Consider the following 19,119-nt stretch of genomic DNA (forward strand, 5'->3'; position numbering starts at 1 on the left):
CTGGCACTTGGTCTCATTCCGGCAACCGTCCTGAGTCGCAGGCGACGCTTTTAACAAGAGAGACGTCGGGCCACTCGATCGCGCCGTTCGATTCCGGGAACCTCAGCTTCTTGGTGCGCAGCCCTCGGCGCAGCAGCGCCAGCAATTCTTTCCGTGTTGCCCTCACCGCCACGCCGGCATAGCCGAAGCTTGGCAACTCCTGAATGCGCTGCTGCTGATGCAATTGCGCGATTACCCAGGGTCCCCACTCCGGCGTGGCGGGCAGTCCGTAGTTCCGTACCACCGAAGACCAGATGAATCGACTGTCGTCGCTGATCAGGATTAGTGGTCCATTCGAGGTAGTGTCGGCGATTTCCTGCGAGCAAGCCACAAGGTGTCGCAGCGGGCGCTTGCGTCCGGCAAGCGTGATGGAACCGTGAAAACAGAGCGGCTTTTGTCCCAGTGAGACCATGCGCTCGAAGCCGGACGGATCGATAGCCGTAAAGGAATCACCGTTGGCGAAGGCTGCGCTCAGTGCTCCAAGCTCCACGTCTCCGCCAATCACCGAGACCAGGTGCGCCTTGCCGCGTTCTTCTCCTACGAAGGCATCCAAAAGAACGCGAATGTTGGTGGCCGTCTTTTCCGTCCGCCGCACATAGGCGAGTTTGCCCAATCGCAGATAGGCATTCTTCATTGCCAGCCTCGCTCAAATAGATGGAGAGTTACATCAATCAGGAAGGTACTAATTTGGACGCAGAGTCCTGCTAATGATCAGTGGGGGGGGGCCCCGCACTGCGTAAAGGCGCGAGCAGGGAACTCAGCTCTTACTTCTCTGAGTTCACGCTCTTCGGATGGTGTTTCACCGCTTGGTCTCCTTCAGCTCGATAATCCGCCCATCTTCGTACGCGACCATCAGTTCGTGACTAAACCGTTCCCGCTTTCGAATGATGGTTTCGCTCTCCTCATCTCCTTGTTCATTGAACTCATCCACGTACTTCACCGAGCGCCAGTGGGCGATGTGCCGCGATTCGCCCTCGCCGAAGATGCCGTTCAGCATGCCGCTACAAGCCAGCAGTCCGACGTGTCCTTGGTGCAGGGGCGTAACCGGTCGTCCACTCATCTTCTGGTGTTTCGGAACCAAGATGCCGCGAGCCTTTTGCATCGCGAGCGAGTTCTCGATCGCATCTTCGATGGCATCGAGCGGCAGACCCGTGTAACGGATCGATACCGGGCGGGATGGAGGAATTGGATAGCGCACTTTGGTTTCTTGGTTGAGAACAGCAATCTCGTTCGGACGCATTCCGGTACGGATGAGCAGTTCTGCGCCCTTCGGTTCACCGCGTGCGTGTGCCTTCATGCGTTGTCCGCAGATCACGACCTGATGGTAGCGGACGCATTCCGGGTGTTGGAGCTGCCAGACAGTGATGCGGTCAAACTGGCTGGCCAGCAAGCGAGCGCATGGAGCCAGCGCTGTGCTCGGAACTACGAATATCAGTACGCCGTCCGTCTCCACCCAGCGATAGCAATGTTCCAGGAATCCCAACTCCATGCGCTGATTGCTGTGTGCACCCAGCTCACAGTCGTAAGGCGGATTCAAGTATAGAAGTGAGCACGACTCGGCGGTCACGCGGCATTCGAATACACTCCCGTGGATGGTGGCAATCCCGCGCGCGGCGCACGACGCTGCCCGGTCGGCATCCAGTTCAATGGCAGCGAGCGCGGCATCGCTGTCCATCGTGATGTCCACCAGGGCGGCGCCGTCGCCGGCGCATGGGTCGAGGGCGGAATACGCCGCAGAAGGAATCAGCAGCGTCCTTATGTTTTGCCTCTCTTCAGGTGGCAGCGGGTAATACCCCAGTTTGAGTCTGGAAAACGGGCGGGCCATCGCTTGTGACTCCAGGAAGACTTACCATGAGTTCAATGAACCAAATTGAGGTTGGTTTGGAGCTGGACACAGACTCCTCGCTGGCGGACTTCTGCAGACACGGACACCGCGGAGAATTTCCGGAAGATGAGCGTCGAAGCTGAAACCAAAGGATTTTCGAAGAAGGGTAGGAGAGGAGAGAATGGGGAACTACTCGAAACAGAGTTATCTACGCCCTTTGAACCGTTCGGCGCCGGAGACTTGCCTGAAGTTGTTGCGGGGCGTCTATCGGGCATCGTAATTGGGGCCAGCGAGTTCTTCCAAACCCAGGACAACTGCTTGTAGCGTCCTCATATCCGTGATCTTGCTCGGTGCCGGCGCTTGCAGCTTTGCCAGCAGAGCAGTCACTTTCTCCGGCGGCAGGCGTTTGCTGACGGCCTGGAGCCTGCAGAAGCCGCGGGTGGCCGATTCCAGAATGCTGAGCACACGATGCTTCACCGCTATGTCACCAATGAGCCGGGGCTGACTGGCGCGCCCATACTGGCGTAGTACATTGCGGTAGAAGCCCGGACCCACAACCGCTTCGAGCTTTGCAATCCTTCGGTCTACTTCTTCGCCGTCTGTGGTTCCGCCGCGACCATTGCCGTTTTCAGAGCCGTTGCTGGCGCTGCCGTGGCCGTACCCAGCGGCACCGCCGATCCCATTCCCGTTACCATTGCTACCCGGCGGGCGCATGCCTTTTGCCCAGTTCTCGGGCACTGCCCAGAGCGGCAGCCGCGGCATCTGCTTTGGTTGGCGATGTTCGTCCAAGTCGACCCATCGCGGCTGAAAGTAGTAGAAGTACCGACCTAGGCCGAAGCAACTGCAGGCGCGCTTGAACGCCTGCGCGTCGGCTGCGGTCATTCCATGGTCGTCGTCGGCCCAGTCTTCACCGGTCCCCGAGTGCTCGCCGAGACCAATGATGGCGACGGTGCAGGTGACCAGGACCTTGCCGCTGATGATGGACTCGCCCTTCTTGATCCGAGTGAGATTATGCATGGTTTCAATCTGGTACTTCCGGGTCCATCCATGAGGCGTCAACAACGCGTTAAGCCGGTCGGTGTAGGCACGGGGATCGGCATAAGGCACGATCTGCCCGCGCCGCTTATCGTTGGAGGTATTGGTGATGCGCCACTGAACCTGGTGCCCAGGAAAGGGAATTTCCAGTTCGGCGAGAAGCCTGGTCACGTCCGTCTCCGCAAGAGGACTATCGTAAGGATGATCGTTTGGCACGAGGATGCTCCTTCGCACGGTGACGTGCGGTTTCGCGTCGTTATCGCGTTGGAGGGAAGATAGGCTTGACTGGTGTGAAGCTGGTCTAAACTCTGCGAGAAGGATTTCTTGTTGCCGTCAGAAGCTCCTCAACAGAAATGTTCTTGCGCTCCCCAGCACCTTCTCCCGCGCCGGGTCTGGCAGCATGCGAGCGATTTCCATGGCTCCGGTCATGGTTGAAAAGATGGCAAAGAAGGCCCGCTCTTTTTCTGCCGTTCCGCTGCCAGGCATGAACGGCAGCATCCGATTCTTGTAGTTCACCAGTTCCGGCAGAATCTGGGATTTAAATGTCTTATCTGCCCGTGCTAGTTCAGGCCCAAGCGCCGGCAGGGGACACCCGCGTTCGGGATGGTCGCACATTTCCCGATGCAGATATGTTTTCACCATTGCCTTCCATCCTTCGCCAGGGGGCGCCTGCTGAGCGGCACGAACCAGCGTAGCTATGATTTCCCGGAAAGCCTCACGTAACGATTCCAATAACAACTCATCTTTGCTTTCGAAGTGCTTGTAAAAGCCTCCATGAGTGAGACCGGTGTTCCGCATAACCGTGGCCACCGCCGCCCCCTTCAGGCCTTGGGCGCGGACACGTCGCGAGGCGTCCTGAATGATTTTCCGGTGAGTTTCGACCTTATGTTCCGGCCGGTAGCGCATAACTCATTATAGGATGCTGACGATCATCTCCCGATCATCATGTGTCTTTGGCTTCCGCGTGGGAGACCCGCGCGGACACACCTGGTTTACCCATAGCGCCTATAAAAACTGAATCCATAGGATGATACACATAATCCTATCTCAAGTACGAGCCGTAGGTCGGCTCTAGGAGATAAGGTTATGTTGTCCCAACTCTATTTCTTCGCAAGCGTCGCATTCAGCTTCCTCGCGTGGGGAGTCGTCACCGCCCGGTGGATTTGGCCGCGGCTCCGCAGCCTCGATCGAAGCGAAGCGTTGCGTCCTCTATTGATGCTTCACAGTTTTCGGTTCTTTGGGTTGGTGTTCCTCGTGCCCGGGGTCGTCTCGGCCGATCTGCCCGCTTCCTTTGCTCATCCCGCTGCCTATGGAGATCTGGTAGCCGCGATACTGGCTTTCGTGGCGCTGCTGACCCTGTCCACCGGGGCCGGTTCGGCTGTTGCCTGGATCTTCAATCTCTGGGGTGCAGCCGATCTCCTGAACGCTTTTTACCAGGGTAATCACGCCGCGCTGCAGCCGGGGCAACTGGGAGCCGCGTACGTTATTCCGACTCTCATTGTGCCGCTGCTACTGATCACGCATGCACTCGCCTTCCGGATTCTTCTGCAACCTCAGCACCAATCCGCAACCCTGGAGAGGAGGCATTTCGCCTAGCTCATTGCCAATGTTGGAGGCTCACCAGGAGACTCCCCGCACCCTCGTAAGTTCGGGGGCGGGGAACTCCTCGAAGTTGTCACAGACCGTGTAGCGGGAGTGATCCCTTCCCGCAACTCCACGGATGTCGTGTCTGGCGGAATCCATTGCGCCCTCAGCCGAGTTGCTGGCACATCACCTTACCCGAATCGTCCGCGTACGGCTGACCGTTGCTGCTTCGCCGCTATGGGAACCATCGCTTTCCTCCTGCCGGTTTCTGAACACGGCGGTCCGCATCACCAGTCGATGAAAGACATAGATCAGTAGCGGAGTGCCGGTTGCCGCAGCCATGAAGGCTCCTCCTGGATTCAGCCGCAGTCCTCCGCCGAGGACGATCAACAGAAACAGGAACAGACAGAACACTAAGGCTGAGTTCTTGACTCTTGTCCGCATGACGCCTGATTCTCCTTACGCACTATCCGGCCCGGGGATGACACTAACCGCGACTGATTTAGGCGCATTATGTTCGACCGTTTGCGTTGTGGCTGACCGCAGATAGTGACAATGAAAGCATCGCGTGCAGTTCACTGCCTGTGTGATGGCCCGCACCGCACCGCGAAAACGCTTCGGGATTCCGATCGGATCTCCCGCCATCGTGTAGAAAACCGGCAATACCGAACCGGCTCGGCCCTTCTCCGGCCCGGTCAGTTCCAGTTCCAGCCGGCCATGGATTCCTCGAAACAGGGCCCTGCTTTCCAGGGCCGGCGCGTTACTGCCGAGTGCGAATTGCGGCCGGTGCCGGGTAATCAGCAACTCGTAGGTCCTCGCCTTACGTAGCATTTCGATTCGCACGAGGCTCGGGGCCAGGACTACGGAATGCAGTCCATTGGGAGCGATCGACTCCACCGGGTGAAGATATTCCAGCGGCCGCCCGTCTTCGCGGGCAAACGTCACGTAGTGACCCACATCGCCTACGGCGCCACCTGATTCCAGTCCTCGAATTACGTATCGTCTGGTCAAGTGCTGGTGTTCCACCCGAACCAACGGCTGCGCGAAGATGCCGCGCCGTCTGAGCGCCCCGAGAACGTATCTTGGCAGGGCGAGCCCGTGCGCGTCGAAACCCCTTGTCGATTTCATGAGCTGCCAACTCCCCTGAACTATGCGGACCAACTCTCGCAAATCGGTTGGCCAAGTGCCGCACGGATCATCGCTTTTGTGCATCCTGCCCAGCATTTGTAATACCGCGGGTCCTGCACCAGGATTGCGAGATTATCGCCGCTGCGGTCATGTCCGGATTCGGCGCAGGACGGACAGCGAGCCACATAGTTTCTGCCGATCTTGCGGATTGCGGTGACGTGCTCAAGAATTCGAAACTCCCGGCGAGCAGACGACGAAATACGGAAGTGAAGCTTTGCCGGGACCAATTTTTCCAAATGCGCCACCTGCGATATTTGTTCACCGGCAGTAAAAGTCTGCAGTTCGGCGTCGGTCACCTTCCGCAGTGTCTTCAGGTACTCCAGCTGGGCTTCGAGTGTGTAATCAGCGCCGTAGAACCAGAACCGCCGCTTAGCCCCACGGTGGATTCCGAGAGGCCCGCGAATGGCGTTCCCGAACCCTCCCTCGCCGATGGCATCCTGCTTGGGAAACACCTCAATTCCTTCCGCTAACCCTGAGCCTTTCACCGGTAGGCCGAGTCGGCGAGCCAGACCGTGCACGTAGATACGGCAATCTCGTGCCAGCAGTGGCGTGGCAAAGAAGATCCACAGATGACCACCGCGTTTGCTCATTTCCAACGCTGGTTCGACGTTATCCTGCTTGAGGTGATATTGGAGCTTCAACAGATCTTCCATGGCGTTTTTGTAGTCGGCGTCGATCGCCACCCACTTGCAACGCTGATTCGAAGGATTGATGGCGTACAAACCGACAGTGACCTCGCCCTCCAGATGTCGGCGGATGGTGGAATCGTCGAGCGATAGAAGACGGTCGGTCGCTTTGTTCTTCGGTTGAAAGTAACCATGCCGCCCGCTTTCCGGATGCGGGCGCATTGACTGCAAAGTGTAAGCTCGTCGGTTCACGAACAAGTGCCAGTACGCTCTGACGATTTCTCGGCTGGCCCTCACCGTACACTGCATCCGTTGTTCACCTCCTTCGCGCCGCAGCAGCCAGACGTGGTCCAGCCACGGACTGATGCTGGTTGATAACCCCAAACACGAATACCGTCAAACGCGTGCTTCAGGCGATTTGCCCACCTCGACTGTCCACTGCAATCCTGCGCGCCAGAGTCCGGGATGCTCAACCAGCGCGAGGAAACCGCATTCCTGGAGCAGCCGTTCAAGTTGCGCGGCCGTGTAACCACCGAACTGTTCGTCCTCGAAGTCCACCATGTACCAGGCCCCTTTCCTTCGATCCAAGATGTAAACTGCACCCGAACCTGGATCTCCGGGTACCATCAGCAACACGAGCAGGGCTAGAGGAAATTCAATCCAGCAGACGACCTCCGGCTGTTCGCTTGCCTGCAAAAGTTGAGCGCTTGCAGTCCACAGATCGGCGTCAGCACCGAGTTCTAAAACTGGCGTGACGATCATTCGACCAAACATTGGAGCTTTCCTTTCTGGGCAAGGGCCCGTGATTTAGCTAGCTGGCGCAAATTAAGTTGATCCTATGGAGGGGAAATCACCAGGGACAATCTCAACGTCAGCGACGTTGACGAAGTGGTTCGGCTTCGCCAAACTGCGCGGCGCGATCCGGGAGCGATAGCGAACGGCGAGCGAACTTTACTCAAGGGAATCCACGCACGAGTCCCAATCTAAGTTCGTCCCCCAATCCACTGCAGAGGCTTTGGTTTAGCGGAACATCGGAGGCGCGAAGTGTTGCTCGAAATAGCGCCTACTGGCGTAGGTAATGGGGAGGGCGGCTGGCCAATGTTCTATTCCGGTTCAGCTACCCATAGTAGCGGAAGCGAGGCCAAAAATCTGGCCAGGAGTAGCGCAGGTTATGGCAGACGTAGACGTCAGCGTAGCCGTCGATCGAGGCATTGGTTATGCCGTGGGCCATGGGGATCTGCGCGGCCCAGCGGCACTTCTCGAAGTTCTGTTCACCGAAGGTCTGCTTGAACCCCACGGTGATGACAGTGGAGGGCGGGTCTGCGCCGTAGCCGCGCAGCCAGTTAGAGTTCATGCCGCTAATGGCCAAAGGCAGCCCATAGCGCGGGCCGTAAACGGTGATGGCGGCAGCCTGTCCGTCGTCCGCCGCGATGATGCCCACGGGCTCGCGCTCCTGGGGTGCGAGCGATCCACGCACCCGCGCCACCGTCTCAGCCAGTTCCGGCCAGCCGACCATGTAATGAAAGTTTCCATTGATCGCGTTTGCGACGCGCCACCAGGCCGAGCCGAGGGGAGCAATGGGCATCGAAATCGCCGCGGCCGTAATGCCGGAGATGCTGATCGTAATCCAGGCGTTACGCCATACTTCACGCCACACCGACTCGGTGCGCCCGGATAGCCATTGGTCCCAGTAGGCGGCGCCAGCGGCGATGAGCATGGGGTAGGCGGAGCCGAGGTAGTAGTCGCGTCCGCGCACAGCGAAAAGGATGACGAGTGGGACCACATACATCCAGCCAAGCATGCGGAAACGCCGTCCTCGGGGAGAGCCGAAAACGAACCAAAGTCCACCCAGCCACAAGGGAAGGGTTACAGGGTTGGCGTTCTTCCAAAGCTGGTTGAGAAGGAAGTAGTCAGTCCATCCCCAGCGGATATCGCGCGAGTGGATGACGCTGAGAAACTCGAGCGTGATGAAGTGATGGTTGATCTGCCAGACAATGTTGGGCAGCATGATAACAAAGGCCAGGACAGCGCCGGCCCACATCCAGGGGCTGCGAAGATACCGCCGCGCGGGCGTGAAGATGACGCCAGCAGTGACGCCGAACACAAGTAGCCCCATCGTGTACTTGGTCATCATGCCGGCGCCGATCGCAGCTCCGATCGCCAGCCACCACTGAGGGTTGTCGGATTCGATGAGGCGGATTACGCACCAGGCGACAACCGGCCACCAGAGCAGGTCGAGCGAGGTGTAGGAGAGAAAGCCCCCGCAAAAAAGCGCTTGGCCTCCGATCGCTGCAGCAAGTGCGGCGAGAAGTTGTGCCCGGCGACTGGCACCCAGTCGTTTCGCGCAGAGTCCAGTGACCAGCACGACGATCCCATGGACGATCGCGGGGAAGACACGAAGTCCGCGGACAGAGACGCCGAAAAGTATCAGTTCGAGGCGGCCGACAAAGGCGGTGAGGGGCGGATATTCGACGTATCCCCACTCGAGATGCTGCGCGTTGTTAATAGTCTGGAGCTCGTCGCGGTGAAAGCCGTATTGACCATTGGCAAAATAGTGAAGAAGAAAAACGGCGAGGGCGCAATGGATGAGGATGCTGAAGTCGTTGCGGGATCGTGTTTCGGGGAAGCTGCGCATGCTACGGTCAGCTTGGCCGAGAGACACCCCGGTGGATGCATCGGCACTGGTCCGACCGTTCATGACTCATTCTTGCACTAAGAAGCATCAATCACGCGAATTTCTACTCCCTAACGTGGATGGTGTAATCAGGATTATCATCATGACGGAGGTCGCTTCAATCCTGGTCGAGTTAGCTTCCACCGGCACGTAATTCGGCCAGCACCCTGCAACATCGGCACCTCAATACCGCACTGGAGTTCGGCTCGGTTCAACCGCCTCTCGCCGATCTCGAACATCTAAGCGGACCCATGGTTTATGCTTGACCCGCTTTGTTCCCACCTCGCAACGTCTTCCTTCGCTCCATCCGCAAAAAACGGGATAGTCAACGGCTAATGTCTGCTTCCTGAGTAGATTATGTATGGCAAGAGCACTTCAACAGCATCGCAACGCCACTGCAAAAGCATCTCAATGCGTTACACGCCCCGGCGCCGGTCAGGGTGTAGCCTTCTGCTGCTGCGAAGAACTACTGAGGCCACCGAGGACGTCGCTGAACCGCGATGTGGCCGAGCCACGGTTCGCCTGTACCGGTACATCGAATCCATCGGCCAATACGTCGCGGTACAACCCAAAATGGATGGCTTGGGAGCACGCCTGAAACCGGAATCGCAGAAAGGCCAGGAGATCATGGTTAGGGGCAATGTAGAGGAAGTGGCGCAACTGCCTCTGCGCCTCGATCCGCTTGCAGATGCCATCGTAGCGCGCCTTGGCTTTTGGGGTACGTTCGTATTCCAACGCGAAGCGATGTTCCTGACCTCCGATACGCACCTCGACCGTTGCATCGTAGTCCTTGCCGTATCCGATGTCCGTCAGTTCGTTGCGCGACCGGATATCGGACTCCGGCGTCCAACGCGCCAGCATTCCCGTCCGTTTCAGCGCAAGATGGATCTCGTTGAGTTCCAACGCGTGTTGTACGTGGCCGCTAACGGCCTCAACGCGATCAGGTGATCCGGAGTAGTACTCGCCGCGTGCAATCAGCTCCGAAGCGCCGCCGGGCGAGATTGCGTACACAACGCCGATGTTCATGTCCCGGATTTGGTGGCGGACAAGCAGCGCATGTGCAGCAAGGCGCCGCACACGATTCTCGAAGGCCTTGCGCGAGGATGCGCAGTACTCCAACCGCATGAACTCGAATAATTGGTTGCCGGTAACGAACGTGCTGTGCAACACCCGGCGCAAGAGCGGATAATCGCGCGTCGCGCTGAGTGCGATGGTCCCTTTCAGGTAGCGCACGCGCTTGCCTCCTGCCGTGTCGTGGTCAGCGCCAATCTCGCAATCCACGGCTGCGCATGTGCCGGTTGCAACACGAACCTACCCAATTCACTCTCAACCCAGCCGTACGCGGGCAGTAACAACATAATTTCCTGTTGGTCGCCGCATTCGCTGAACGAAAGCAGCCAACTCTGCTGACACCGCCAGCCGCTGGTCCCGATGTTCAGTTTGCCAGTCAGCGTAGACCGGAGAACCACCAGAAATCTGTCGGGTCTCTCCGGTCTAGGCAATATACGATGGAAGAGTACTTTGTTGTCGCCATTCCATATGCACGGATTCGCACACTCGAACACTCGATTGATCATGTGCTGCAGGCGATGCACGTCGAACCCGCCGCAGTTGTGGAACCGCGCATAGCCGGGAATCCTGGGTCGCTGACGGATGGTGCCGGCGATCACGATGCCAGTCGTGTTGTAGTACACGCCACGTTCAAACCGAAGCGGATCGCTTGCGTCTTTGCCAAACCTGTAGCGCCACACGCTGCCGAAATCGGTTGCCGCGACTAGCATCTCTATGCGCCTTTGAGCCGTTTGTTCTCTCGCTTCTCGGCGTACAACTGCTCCTGCAGATTGTTGATGTGGTGAACCAGCTTCTGGTCGGCGTTGCGCACATCAACTGTGCTCGCGCCGTCACGACTGACGTTGGACTTTCTTGCGAGTGCATCGAGACGGAATGACAGGTCGGCCAGCATCCGTTCCTTTTCCGCCAGATCTCTTTTGGCCAAATCGCGCTCCCGTTTGTAGGTATCTCGCTCCGCCGTCACCGATTGCAACTCAGCGCGGTAGCGCTCCACACCCGACTCCAATCCCTCTGCGGGCACGCCGTGTTCGCTGGCTTCGACCGCGCGATTGCAGCGCTCAATATGTTCGTTGTACTTCTGGATGGCATCGCGCGCGACTTGGCGCGAATATGCGTCGTGGTTGTACAGGTCGGTCATCATTTCGGCCGTGATCCACATGGAACGGCGATGGTCGATCCGTTGTTTTGTGTACAGCACGGCAAGAACAAAGAGCGTGAGCGTGACGATTGCGCTATACCGGAAGTAAGTATTCCGCACGCTGGCGTCGAGAAGTGCCTGACGCCGCTGTTCCATCCAGGCGCCGTAATCGAAATCATCGGGGTTGAACTGCTTGAGCAGGAACTCGTACCAGGTATCACGGCGTTGGTACAGGGCAGCGGAGACCGGCGGCGCCGGAGATGCCCGACGTCGCGCAGCCCGAACGACACTCGCTACTGGATTGGCGTATGCGTGCTGCTGCGCGAATGCAGGACAAAGGAAGACCACCGAGAGGAGAAGAAAAACAGCGATGTCAGACACTGTTTTCACGACACAGTTCCTAGCGTCCGCGCCGGCCAAAGCGGCGCTGCGCAGCCAGTTCCGGCGTCGCGAATCGCAGGTTGGCGCCGCCAGAATGTTCTCGCGATTGCCGAGTTCTGGGATAGAGTTCCGGTTGAAAGTGCGGCACCGCGACCTCTTGTGGAGGGCGCACATGAAGCAATTGATGTAAGGTGCCGCGCGTGTCATCGGTCATCAGGATTTCCATTTGTCCTTTGGGGAGATTCTTGATGTGCTCGTCGAGCGAGCGGGTTTCCCGGTCCTCGCTTTCCACCGCGCGATCGGTCGCCTCGTACTTCTCGTAGCCGAACAGTCGCCAGCGGTACATAGATATACTCCGGCGGGTCACCGTATGTTCGGCCGAAGCGCGGAGGAAATAGCGCGCGGTTTCTTCGTCGCGGGTACGCAAGGTCATGGTGGTGTTAGGCGCCGAGGTCACATCCTCTTTGAATCCGCGCCCCACCTGCATCAACTGGGGCAGGCTCTGGATCGAGAACAGAAACGCGGTGTTGGTGCCACGCGCGGTTTGCAGGATCTGGGAGAAATTGCGATAGCCGAACGGCGCAAACTCATCGAGCACCACGCTGAACATGGGCCGGTTGGAGCGCCGCCGTTGCTCCTCGCTTTCATAACGCTTGCCCACGACCAGCTGCAGGTTCTGCAACAACATCTTGCCTAAGGCTTTGACCGGCTCGGTGTTCTTATTGACGTTGAGCGTGACAAACAGGATCAACTCCTGCTCGATCACCTCGTCGAGGGAGAGTAGCTCTTCATAGGGGCCGGTAACGACGCTGAGTTCGTCGTCTAGAAACGTCATGCACTCGTTAAGCAGACCTTGGATCTTCGGGACGCGTTCCCTATCGGCAAACGATTGATAAAGGTTCTTCACCGACATATCGAAGTTCAGCCGCCGTTGTACTGGAATTTCTGAATCTCGTTCCATGCGGCGTCGCGCAAGTTCGACTTGCTCCCTCAGCACCTGTTCATCGATCGCCATGACCAGCACGTCGTAGAAGTTGAACTTGCGGCCGGTGTAGACCAGCACGCGCACGATGTCGGAGAGGTAATTGAGTTGATGCTTGCCGAAAAACTCATCGTGCAAATTGAAGGAGCCGAACACCATGTTCACGACAGAGGTGTAATCGTCGTCGGTGCAGTGGAAGGGGTTGTAGCGAACAGAGATGTTCGGGTGCGCGGGATTCAAAACTCGGAGCTGATGCAGCCGTCCGGCGCGGTGTACATGCGGCAACAAATCGTAGAAAAACTCCAAGTCTCCTTTGCCGTCAAAGATGACCATCGGGAGGCGGTGAGGATCGGAGGGTGTGCCGACCACGCGCGCCAAGTCCTGCGTGATGATGTTCTTCAGCAAGGTGGTTTTTCCCGAGCCTGTCATGCCGAGGACAATTCCCTGCATGACACGGACTCGATCCGGCCAGAGCCAAGGATTGCCATGCACGTCGTACCCGAGAATGACTGCATTCTGACTCCAGGCGGTGGCGGTGGAACGCTGGTCGCGTTTGGGCGTAACCACCATGGGCGGGTGCGGCCATTGCTTTTCGCGGCGTGCGCGCGCCGTCGTGGCGAGGATCGCGGTACCGCCCAAGGCGAGCAGTGCCAGAGTCGTATAAGAAGCAAGCTCAGCAATTTGGCGATTGTCGAGGTGATAACGCTCTCGGGCAAGATACCAGACGAACCATGCGGTGACCATGAGCAGCAGCGACACGAGAATTTCGACGCTGTCCAACACGGAAGGATGGTTCTGCCTTTGAGCATACGAATCGCGCATCAGCGTACTCCGAAGCTGATCCGGGCCAAGTAAGGCGCAGCGCTCTGCACGGAGCCGAGCGCGATCCTCCAAAGCCAGAGGCGGAGACGGGCGTTTCGATTTCTCTGCGCTTCGCCTGAACGATACAGATTGGGTCCGGGTAGCGCTCGTCTGCTCGTGACCAGCCATTCTTTTTGCTTCTCAATCAGGGCCACGACCCAGCGCATGAGAAACCCGAGGATGTCGCAGAAGAGAAAGCCGCAAGAGATTTCCAACTGAAAAGGACGGTTCGCCGCGCCTGCGACGTAGAGCCAGAACAATCGTCCCAGCCCGAACAACAAAAACCTCCAGAGCCCTAGTTCCCAGTCACGGATGAGTTCCTGTCGATTCAGTTCAACGACTGCCTCTGGCATTTTCCGTGCTCTTTTTTGCCCGTCGTCCATGGCAAACTCCAATCACCGCAAATTGCCGAAATAGGCGAGAGCCGCAATCGCGAGCGCAGCGACCAGCGCAAAGAAGACAAACCGGCGCCGCGGGGCTCGCGCCGCTTTTGGCTCAAAAGGGTTTCGGTACTCCAGCACGAAATCGCCAACTGCCTTGAGTGCACCAATGTCGGGTCGACTGCGGACGTACTGCGACAATGCCGCATGAACCTCTTTTGTGTTGAAGGGCTGCTCCATTGAGAACCTGCCAATCTCATCGCACTAGAAAGGCCGCGATTTGCGCTTTCCGATTACGCCCCTCAGACGACGCGGCACTCGGAAACTGCAACCGCAAGATTCGGGGCTGCTCACTAGACTGCAGTCGGAGCGCCACGACTCCGACGGCTTGCTCTCCTGGCGCAATCTGTTGCGACTGCAACTGGCCGTCGACGATCGGAACTGGAATCTGCTGTCTGACCTTGAGTTTAGCGACCTGTTCATCGTCGAGTTGCGAGTTCACGAGGCCATACAATGATTGCGGAGAACGCATTCCATCCAGTTGAAAGACTTCGGGCGTATGCACGACATAGGGCTGGCTGCCGTGATTCGAAACGGCATACCGAATGAGCAGATTCCCGTCCTTCTCGTACAAGTCGCTGATCCACACTTCCACCGGCTTGGAGTCGTGCTGCCTTCTCGATGGCAGGCGCACCGGCTTGCCAGCCAACAGCAGATCCGTAATAGAGGGAGGCGGCGGTGGCGCGCTGGTCGGCTTGAGCGGCGCGATGTGGACCGGAGTCTGGTCGATGGCAAAGTCCATGTTGGCGACTGAGCCCGCTGGCTCCAGCTCATAGTTCAGTCGCTGATTCGCGGTCCATATAAAAAGGTTGGTGGTTGCATCCGTCTCAGTGGGCTGCACGAAGACCTTGTTCTCCCGCCATTCCACTTTGAAGTTTGGGCTGCCAGCCGCCACCTCTACGACTGGCTCGCTGATTTCGATGACCGTCAGGTGGTTCAGCTCCGTCTTCAAATGCACGATGCGGGTACGGTCACTGGTCGCGGTTTCGATTCTCTGCGCTCTGGCTGGCCCAAGGGCTACGGCCAACAGCGCGAATGTGACAATTCCAACACGATTCATTTGGCTTCTTTCTCTGCCCAAGAACAGCTCCCGGAGACTTGGCATGGAAGCCTCCGGGAGTTTGCTTTAACTGGTTTCCACCAGCGACACACAACTGCGGGTTGGCAGCTGCGGCCGTTGTCGGGTTTCCGGAAAGATCACCTTCCCGTCGCGTATTTCGCTACGTCCCGCCTGGATCGGGAATGGCCGGACCCGCTCGCGGATGATCGGTGAACCCTGCTCGTCACGATCCGTGAAGACTTCTCCTGACTTGTTGACCTGGGCCACAAAAATCAGGCGCTCCACAATCTGGCCGCTGGCTTGGGTGAAGGGCTGGACCAAGAAGATCCGCCCTTCGCCATCGACTTCCACCTCGCCATCGCACAGACTGGGAATCTCCACCGTAACGGGACGTCCTCCGGTACGCTCCGCGATTTGATCGACCACCTCCTGCGGGAAGCTGTAGAACACGATTGACCCGGTCCCGGCCACGAAGTTCGGGTCGGAAACCATCCGCCGCTCCCTGCACACGATCGCGTGCAGGGCCGACAAGTAGGACAACCGCGTTCCGTTCTTGCTGCTACTCCACTTCTGCAGAGCCTGAACCAGCGCTTTCAGCTCGTCGCCCGCCCGCTTGTCGTAGGCGTGCAGCGCGGCCGTGGCCTGGTTGCGGCGGAAAAAGAGTTCCTTGCGAGCTTCGGGGTCCTGCTTGTGGGCCTCGATCTCGGCATTGGCCTTTTCCAACTCGAGCAGAAGCTGTTCGCGGCGGCCCATGATCTCGGTCACGCGGCTGCCGTAGTAGCGGTTGACGACGAAGCACTCCTGATAAATCTCCGGGGTAAAGCTCTGGCCTCCGATCACTCCCCGGAAGTCGCTCAAGGGCGCCGTCATCGTCGCACCGAAATAGCGCCCCAATTCCTTGCGTACGAAGTTGTACAGTCTTCCGACCTTGTCGTTGGCATCGACTTCCAAGTGCTCGTCCATGTCCTCGATCCGGCGTCTCTGTTTCAGCTTCAGCCAAGGCGCAGTGGGAACGTCATTGCGGATGTTGCGAATCACCTCCTGATCGGGCTGGGTCCCATGCTTCAGTTGATCGAGCGCATTCTGAAGCTGATCCACCAACTCTTGGGCAAGGTCGAGCCTTCCTTTTGCCAGACACGAGGTTTTCAAATCGGTGATGGCGCCGATCTGGTTACCGCGTGCCTGCATGGCGACTTGGGGAAGGTTCCACCAAGGACTGGGAGGCTTTGGGTTCTTGTTCTTGACGGCGGCGTGTTGCTCTTCGTAGGCGAACCGGTCCTCAACAAAACGGGGGAATCGATGGTCTTCGACCATGCACACCATATCGAAATCGAAATCGCCGCCATTGCGGGAGGCGGTTTCCGAGTGCAGGATCAGCGTTCCCTTAAGCTGCAGTTGTTCTCGTACCACGGCGGCAACCCGCCCCGGCGCGAGAGAGCAGCCCGCCTGGGCCAGGTGCTCGATCAGCAAGCCTTCAAGATCGTCTTCAGAGAGATTGGTAACCGGCAGCAGGTCTTCCTTCATGCGGATGGGATAGCGCACTACCAGGCCACGCCTGCACTCGGATTGTGCGATGACAGTGGTTTTCGGTATCCAGTCCGAGCCCGAGATCAGACTCCTTTCGTGCAGGCAGAGATAGCCGTCATCCGCCAGCGCGAAGCCGGGCAGACGAAACCCACCGCTGGTGCACAACCGGTACGCCCACTTAGCCAGCACGCGCTGCAGGTGATGCTGGATGAAAGGGTGCTTCAGCATGTATCCGGTTGCATCGGCAATCAGCGTCGCCTGAGCGACCGAGTACTCGCTGGAGGTGTAGTCGGGATCAGGTTCTTCTCCGGGTTCGAGGATCCTCTGGCACAGCTCCGTTCCCAGCAATTGAAACAACTCGGCGAAGTTGTTTTCCTCGAAGGCTTGCCGCACTTTCCCGATCTGGCTGAGTGCGTAAGGCTTGATTTCGAGTTCAATCGAGTCGTCCGGCGCGTGTTCCAACAAGGTGTAGCTCGAATTGAATTCGAGATTGCGGGACACGTCGCGAAAACCGACCAGGACAGGACCGCGAAAAGTGTGTGCCTGACGATCACCGATGAACGAACGGAGCGTCCGCAGCACACCTCCCCTGTACGTGGGCTTCACGCAGGACTTGGGCAGGATGATATCGGCGTCCAGGTGCTGCGCCACATCATCCGTCATGATCTTGAATGCGCCCTTGGCCTGTGTCCGGTCGAAAGCCAAGCGGAATTGATAGAAGCGATGCGTGCCTATCGTCTTTCCGTGAATCCTGCGCTTCGCTTCCTCGATGACTTTCGTGTCTTCCGCTTCGTCCGCGGCGAGAGGTATCGGAAACTCGGTGGACTCTTCCATCCGTTTCTCCAGCAACCTCGCAACTTCCTCCGCGAGAAGTTCGGATTCGTGCTTGCGTTTGAGTTTGCGGAACAGCGATGCCGAAATCCATCCTCGGCAGTCGTTGGTCCCGAGTTCATGGTCATCGACCACGAGGATGCGGCAGTCGGCTTCCTCTGTAATCACCTTGCACGAGGACACCAGGATGCCAAAGTAGGTGATCGCGGCCTGGGGCGAGAAGCGAAAACGCTCCCCCAGCTTCTTTTCAAAGGAACTATCGACCGCGTAGAACTTGCCGTTCTTGGCGCTGCCGCTGGCTCCCACCAGGCTGTAGCGAATGCCGTCTACCTCGATCCTTGTTAGTGCCTGCTCAACGATAGCCTGTTCGCAGGCATCGAGCGGTTCGGTGGGCACGTCAACCCTCGCCACACGGATGCCCGGATACAGTCCTTGCAGGAGACTGTTTGTGAGCTGCGATTCCTGATCGAGTTTCATCGTCTTCTTCGTCAGACTGCCTGAGCGATCGAGTTCGAGCGTCAGTACTGGGGTGGCGCTCGCAGTTGTGAACTGGGACATGACAAAGCTCCTTTCAAGCTGTCGAGCAAGGACAGCTGGAGGAGACTGCTCGCGCCAGTCTCTTCGCCGCCCCTGCCGAAAAATCGAACCGAAAGATTTCGGCCAGGCGCGAAGAGCGCCGGCCAGCACGGGTTGTCAGTCGCTACGCCTTGTTGATCCTCACCGCGTCAGGGTGCCAATAGCTGCGTGAGCACTGCCGAAGCTCGCTCACGAAACCACGAACCCGTCGCAATTTGAACCAGCACCAATCTCCCCAGGCCCATAGCAAACACAGCAGGGCCGTGGTCAGGAGAGTGACCAATGTGCCCATCAGCAAATCCAAAACGCCGAGGGGCGCGTAATCCAGGTATTGCCGGACCATTACAAAACGCTCGAACAAAACAATTGGCCCGCATACCTTTGCAATGGTGAACATCCAACGCCGGAACAAAATCAGAAAACGTTGCTTCACCATCTTTCTTTCTCCTTTCCGCCTGTTCCCAGGACCGAAAGGAGGCTCGCTCGCGCGGCTCTCTCGCTGCCCTGGACGAAAACGTTTTGGTTTCCGGCCAGGTTCGCGAACCGAACCTCGCCAGCACTCAACCGCAATCAGCTTGCGGATCGCTCACTACAGATCAAACTCATCTGTGAATGAAGCCAGTACCTATGAATCTGCGGAGGCTTTGCCCCCTCAACCTGCTTGAGCGCTGGCCGCCATGCACGCATAGAGTGATAACGACCGACATAAGCAAACCCAGTCACTCCAAACCGAGGATTTGTCCGTCCACACCCAGATCGAGTCAAGATCGAAGCCGTTCCCATTGATTTGCGTTTCACCAATTGAGGAAGCAATGTGCGAGCGATTCGAAGCAACCGCTCCAGCGCCGTCTGCCGCATAGAAACTCATGCTCATACTTTCTCTTCATCTCATCAGCGCCAGGCACACCCTACTTGCTCTGCACCGATTCTTTGTTAAGCTGCGGGCGCCTGCCGGAAAAATCCGGAACAACGCGAAACTCCTCAATCGCGTAATAGGTGACTCCCAGGCGCAGGGCCTCAACGAGCGCCTCGCCTTCGCTCGCGACTTCCCGGTCGAGTGCGGGGGCTCCATTGTCGCCGCCCGCTCGGCCTAGGAAGTAGCGCACGTGCCCGTCGTTTTCCTGACTGGCTTCAGAAGGCGAGCGCCGTCCGCGGGAACTTGGTTTCTCGCCGCCGTCCGCTTTGGTTGTCGGGGAGACAGCCTCGGTATCCGTTGTCGCTGTAGCCATTCACCTGCTCCTGAAAGCACCGGCCCCGTATCGCAGCCCGGCCGTTGATTCT

General features: G+C 58.1%; 20 protein-coding genes. 1 reads left to right on the forward strand and 19 read right to left on the reverse strand.

All coding sequences use genetic code 11. The features are described from left to right. Positions 1–13 precede the first annotated feature (13 nt). From VN577_01530 to VN577_01545, 4 genes are all read right to left on the reverse strand, one after another. Positions 14–673 (reverse strand): hypothetical protein, encoded by a 660-nt coding sequence (locus VN577_01530; protein ID HWR13480.1) that lies wholly within the window; start codon positions 671–673, stop codon positions 14–16. Between the two features lie 165 nt (positions 674–838). Further along, positions 839–1,864, reverse strand: coding sequence for a DUF6094 domain-containing protein (locus tag VN577_01535; protein ID HWR13481.1), 1,026 nt, complete (start codon positions 1,862–1,864; stop codon positions 839–841). A 264-nt stretch (positions 1,865–2,128) separates the two neighbouring features. After that, positions 2,129–3,070, reverse strand: a complete 942-nt coding sequence (locus VN577_01540) for a Rad52/Rad22 family DNA repair protein (protein HWR13482.1) — start codon at positions 3,068–3,070, stop codon at positions 2,129–2,131. A 162-nt stretch (positions 3,071–3,232) separates the two neighbouring features. After that, on the reverse strand, positions 3,233–3,805 hold the full coding sequence (locus VN577_01545) for a TetR/AcrR family transcriptional regulator (protein ID HWR13483.1): 573 nt from the start codon (positions 3,803–3,805) through the stop codon (positions 3,233–3,235). 180 nt (positions 3,806–3,985) lie between these two features. On the opposite strand from VN577_01545, the gene VN577_01550 reads away from it, so the two are divergent. Then, positions 3,986–4,495 carry a hypothetical protein gene (locus tag VN577_01550; GenBank protein ID HWR13484.1) on the forward strand — a complete coding sequence of 170 codons (510 nt, stop codon included), beginning with the start codon at positions 3,986–3,988 and terminating at the stop codon, positions 4,493–4,495. A 174-nt stretch (positions 4,496–4,669) separates the two neighbouring features. Here the strand turns inward: VN577_01550 and VN577_01555 are convergent, their stop codons facing one another. The 15 genes from VN577_01555 to VN577_01625 all read right to left on the reverse strand — a co-directional run bounded on the left by VN577_01555 (position 4,670) and on the right by VN577_01625 (position 19,067). Beyond that, complete coding sequence (locus VN577_01555) at positions 4,670–4,927, reverse strand: hypothetical protein (protein ID HWR13485.1); 258 nt, start codon at positions 4,925–4,927, stop codon at positions 4,670–4,672. Positions 4,928–4,942: 15 nt separating this feature from the next. Further along, on the reverse strand, positions 4,943–5,611 hold the full coding sequence (locus VN577_01560; protein HWR13486.1) for a hypothetical protein: 669 nt from the start codon (positions 5,609–5,611) through the stop codon (positions 4,943–4,945). A 20-nt stretch (positions 5,612–5,631) separates the two neighbouring features. Beyond that, a complete protein-coding gene (locus tag VN577_01565; GenBank protein ID HWR13487.1) occupies positions 5,632–6,528 on the reverse strand; it encodes a hypothetical protein in 897 nt (298 codons plus the stop codon). A gap of 165 nt (positions 6,529–6,693) precedes the next feature. Further along, on the reverse strand, positions 6,694–7,071 hold the full coding sequence (locus VN577_01570) for a hypothetical protein (GenBank protein ID HWR13488.1): 378 nt from the start codon (positions 7,069–7,071) through the stop codon (positions 6,694–6,696). A 343-nt stretch (positions 7,072–7,414) separates the two neighbouring features. Continuing rightward, positions 7,415–8,995: a glycosyltransferase family 39 protein gene (locus VN577_01575; protein HWR13489.1), complete on the reverse strand. Its 1,581-nt coding sequence runs from the start codon at positions 8,993–8,995 to the stop codon at positions 7,415–7,417. A 411-nt stretch (positions 8,996–9,406) separates the two neighbouring features. Next, positions 9,407–10,204 carry a hypothetical protein gene (locus tag VN577_01580; protein ID HWR13490.1) on the reverse strand — a complete coding sequence of 266 codons (798 nt, stop codon included), beginning with the start codon at positions 10,202–10,204 and terminating at the stop codon, positions 9,407–9,409. Next, complete coding sequence (locus tag VN577_01585) at positions 10,192–10,752, reverse strand: hypothetical protein (protein ID HWR13491.1); 561 nt, start codon at positions 10,750–10,752, stop codon at positions 10,192–10,194. Before VN577_01585 ends, VN577_01580 begins: the two co-directional genes overlap by 13 nt. A 2-nt stretch (positions 10,753–10,754) precedes the next feature. Further along, a complete protein-coding gene (locus VN577_01590; GenBank protein HWR13492.1) occupies positions 10,755–11,570 on the reverse strand; it encodes a hypothetical protein in 816 nt (271 codons plus the stop codon). Positions 11,571–11,580: 10 nt separating this feature from the next. Then, the gene (locus tag VN577_01595) at positions 11,581–13,365 is read right to left on the reverse strand and encodes a type IV secretory system conjugative DNA transfer family protein (protein ID HWR13493.1); all 1,785 of its coding nucleotides are present in this window, start codon (positions 13,363–13,365) and stop codon (positions 11,581–11,583) included. Next, a complete protein-coding gene (locus tag VN577_01600; GenBank protein HWR13494.1) occupies positions 13,365–13,757 on the reverse strand; it encodes a hypothetical protein in 393 nt (130 codons plus the stop codon). Before VN577_01600 ends, VN577_01595 begins: the two co-directional genes overlap by 1 nt. Positions 13,758–13,799: 42 nt before the next feature. After that, complete coding sequence (locus VN577_01605; GenBank protein ID HWR13495.1) at positions 13,800–14,024, reverse strand: hypothetical protein; 225 nt, start codon at positions 14,022–14,024, stop codon at positions 13,800–13,802. A gap of 16 nt (positions 14,025–14,040) precedes the next feature. Then, entirely contained in the window at positions 14,041–14,904 is an 864-nt protein-coding gene (locus tag VN577_01610; GenBank protein HWR13496.1) for a hypothetical protein, read from the reverse strand. Positions 14,905–14,970: 66 nt separating this feature from the next. Beyond that, the gene (locus VN577_01615; protein HWR13497.1) at positions 14,971–17,820 is read right to left on the reverse strand and encodes a hypothetical protein; all 2,850 of its coding nucleotides are present in this window, start codon (positions 17,818–17,820) and stop codon (positions 14,971–14,973) included. Positions 17,821–17,962: 142 nt separating this feature from the next. Next, the gene (locus tag VN577_01620) at positions 17,963–18,274 is read right to left on the reverse strand and encodes a hypothetical protein (GenBank protein HWR13498.1); all 312 of its coding nucleotides are present in this window, start codon (positions 18,272–18,274) and stop codon (positions 17,963–17,965) included. 472 nt (positions 18,275–18,746) lie between these two features. Continuing rightward, positions 18,747–19,067 carry a hypothetical protein gene (locus VN577_01625; GenBank protein ID HWR13499.1) on the reverse strand — a complete coding sequence of 107 codons (321 nt, stop codon included), beginning with the start codon at positions 19,065–19,067 and terminating at the stop codon, positions 18,747–18,749. Between the last annotated feature and the right edge of the window lie 52 nt (positions 19,068–19,119).

The sequence above is a fragment of the Terriglobales bacterium genome (genome assembly GCA_035561515.1).
Taxonomy (GTDB): Bacteria; Acidobacteriota; Terriglobia; order Terriglobales; family Acidobacteriaceae; genus DATMXP01.

What these genes read in the sequence shown, in the direction of transcription:
- VN577_01620 (HWR13498.1), bottom strand. Translation starts at nt 18,274, where the DNA reads ATGGTGAAGCAACGTTTTCTGATTTTGTTCCGGCGTTGGATGTTCACC.
- VN577_01555 (HWR13485.1), bottom strand. Translation starts at nt 4,927, where the DNA reads ATGCGGACAAGAGTCAAGAACTCAGCCTTAGTGTTCTGTCTGTTCCTG.
- VN577_01625 (HWR13499.1), bottom strand. Translation starts at nt 19,067, where the DNA reads ATGGCTACAGCGACAACGGATACCGAGGCTGTCTCCCCGACAACCAAA.
- VN577_01600 (HWR13494.1), bottom strand. Translation starts at nt 13,757, where the DNA reads ATGCCAGAGGCAGTCGTTGAACTGAATCGACAGGAACTCATCCGTGAC.
- VN577_01605 (HWR13495.1), bottom strand. Translation starts at nt 14,024, where the DNA reads ATGGAGCAGCCCTTCAACACAAAAGAGGTTCATGCGGCATTGTCGCAG.
- VN577_01585 (HWR13491.1), bottom strand. Translation starts at nt 10,752, where the DNA reads ATGCTAGTCGCGGCAACCGATTTCGGCAGCGTGTGGCGCTACAGGTTT.
- VN577_01530 (HWR13480.1), bottom strand. Translation starts at nt 673, where the DNA reads ATGAAGAATGCCTATCTGCGATTGGGCAAACTCGCCTATGTGCGGCGG.
- VN577_01560 (HWR13486.1), bottom strand. Translation starts at nt 5,611, where the DNA reads ATGAAATCGACAAGGGGTTTCGACGCGCACGGGCTCGCCCTGCCAAGA.
- VN577_01570 (HWR13488.1), bottom strand. Translation starts at nt 7,071, where the DNA reads ATGTTTGGTCGAATGATCGTCACGCCAGTTTTAGAACTCGGTGCTGAC.
- VN577_01535 (HWR13481.1), bottom strand. Translation starts at nt 1,864, where the DNA reads ATGGCCCGCCCGTTTTCCAGACTCAAACTGGGGTATTACCCGCTGCCA.
- VN577_01575 (HWR13489.1), bottom strand. Translation starts at nt 8,995, where the DNA reads ATGAACGGTCGGACCAGTGCCGATGCATCCACCGGGGTGTCTCTCGGC.
- VN577_01550 (HWR13484.1), top strand. Translation starts at nt 3,986, where the DNA reads ATGTTGTCCCAACTCTATTTCTTCGCAAGCGTCGCATTCAGCTTCCTC.
- VN577_01595 (HWR13493.1), bottom strand. Translation starts at nt 13,365, where the DNA reads ATGCGCGATTCGTATGCTCAAAGGCAGAACCATCCTTCCGTGTTGGAC.
- VN577_01610 (HWR13496.1), bottom strand. Translation starts at nt 14,904, where the DNA reads ATGAATCGTGTTGGAATTGTCACATTCGCGCTGTTGGCCGTAGCCCTT.
- VN577_01545 (HWR13483.1), bottom strand. Translation starts at nt 3,805, where the DNA reads ATGCGCTACCGGCCGGAACATAAGGTCGAAACTCACCGGAAAATCATT.
- VN577_01615 (HWR13497.1), bottom strand. Translation starts at nt 17,820, where the DNA reads ATGTCCCAGTTCACAACTGCGAGCGCCACCCCAGTACTGACGCTCGAA.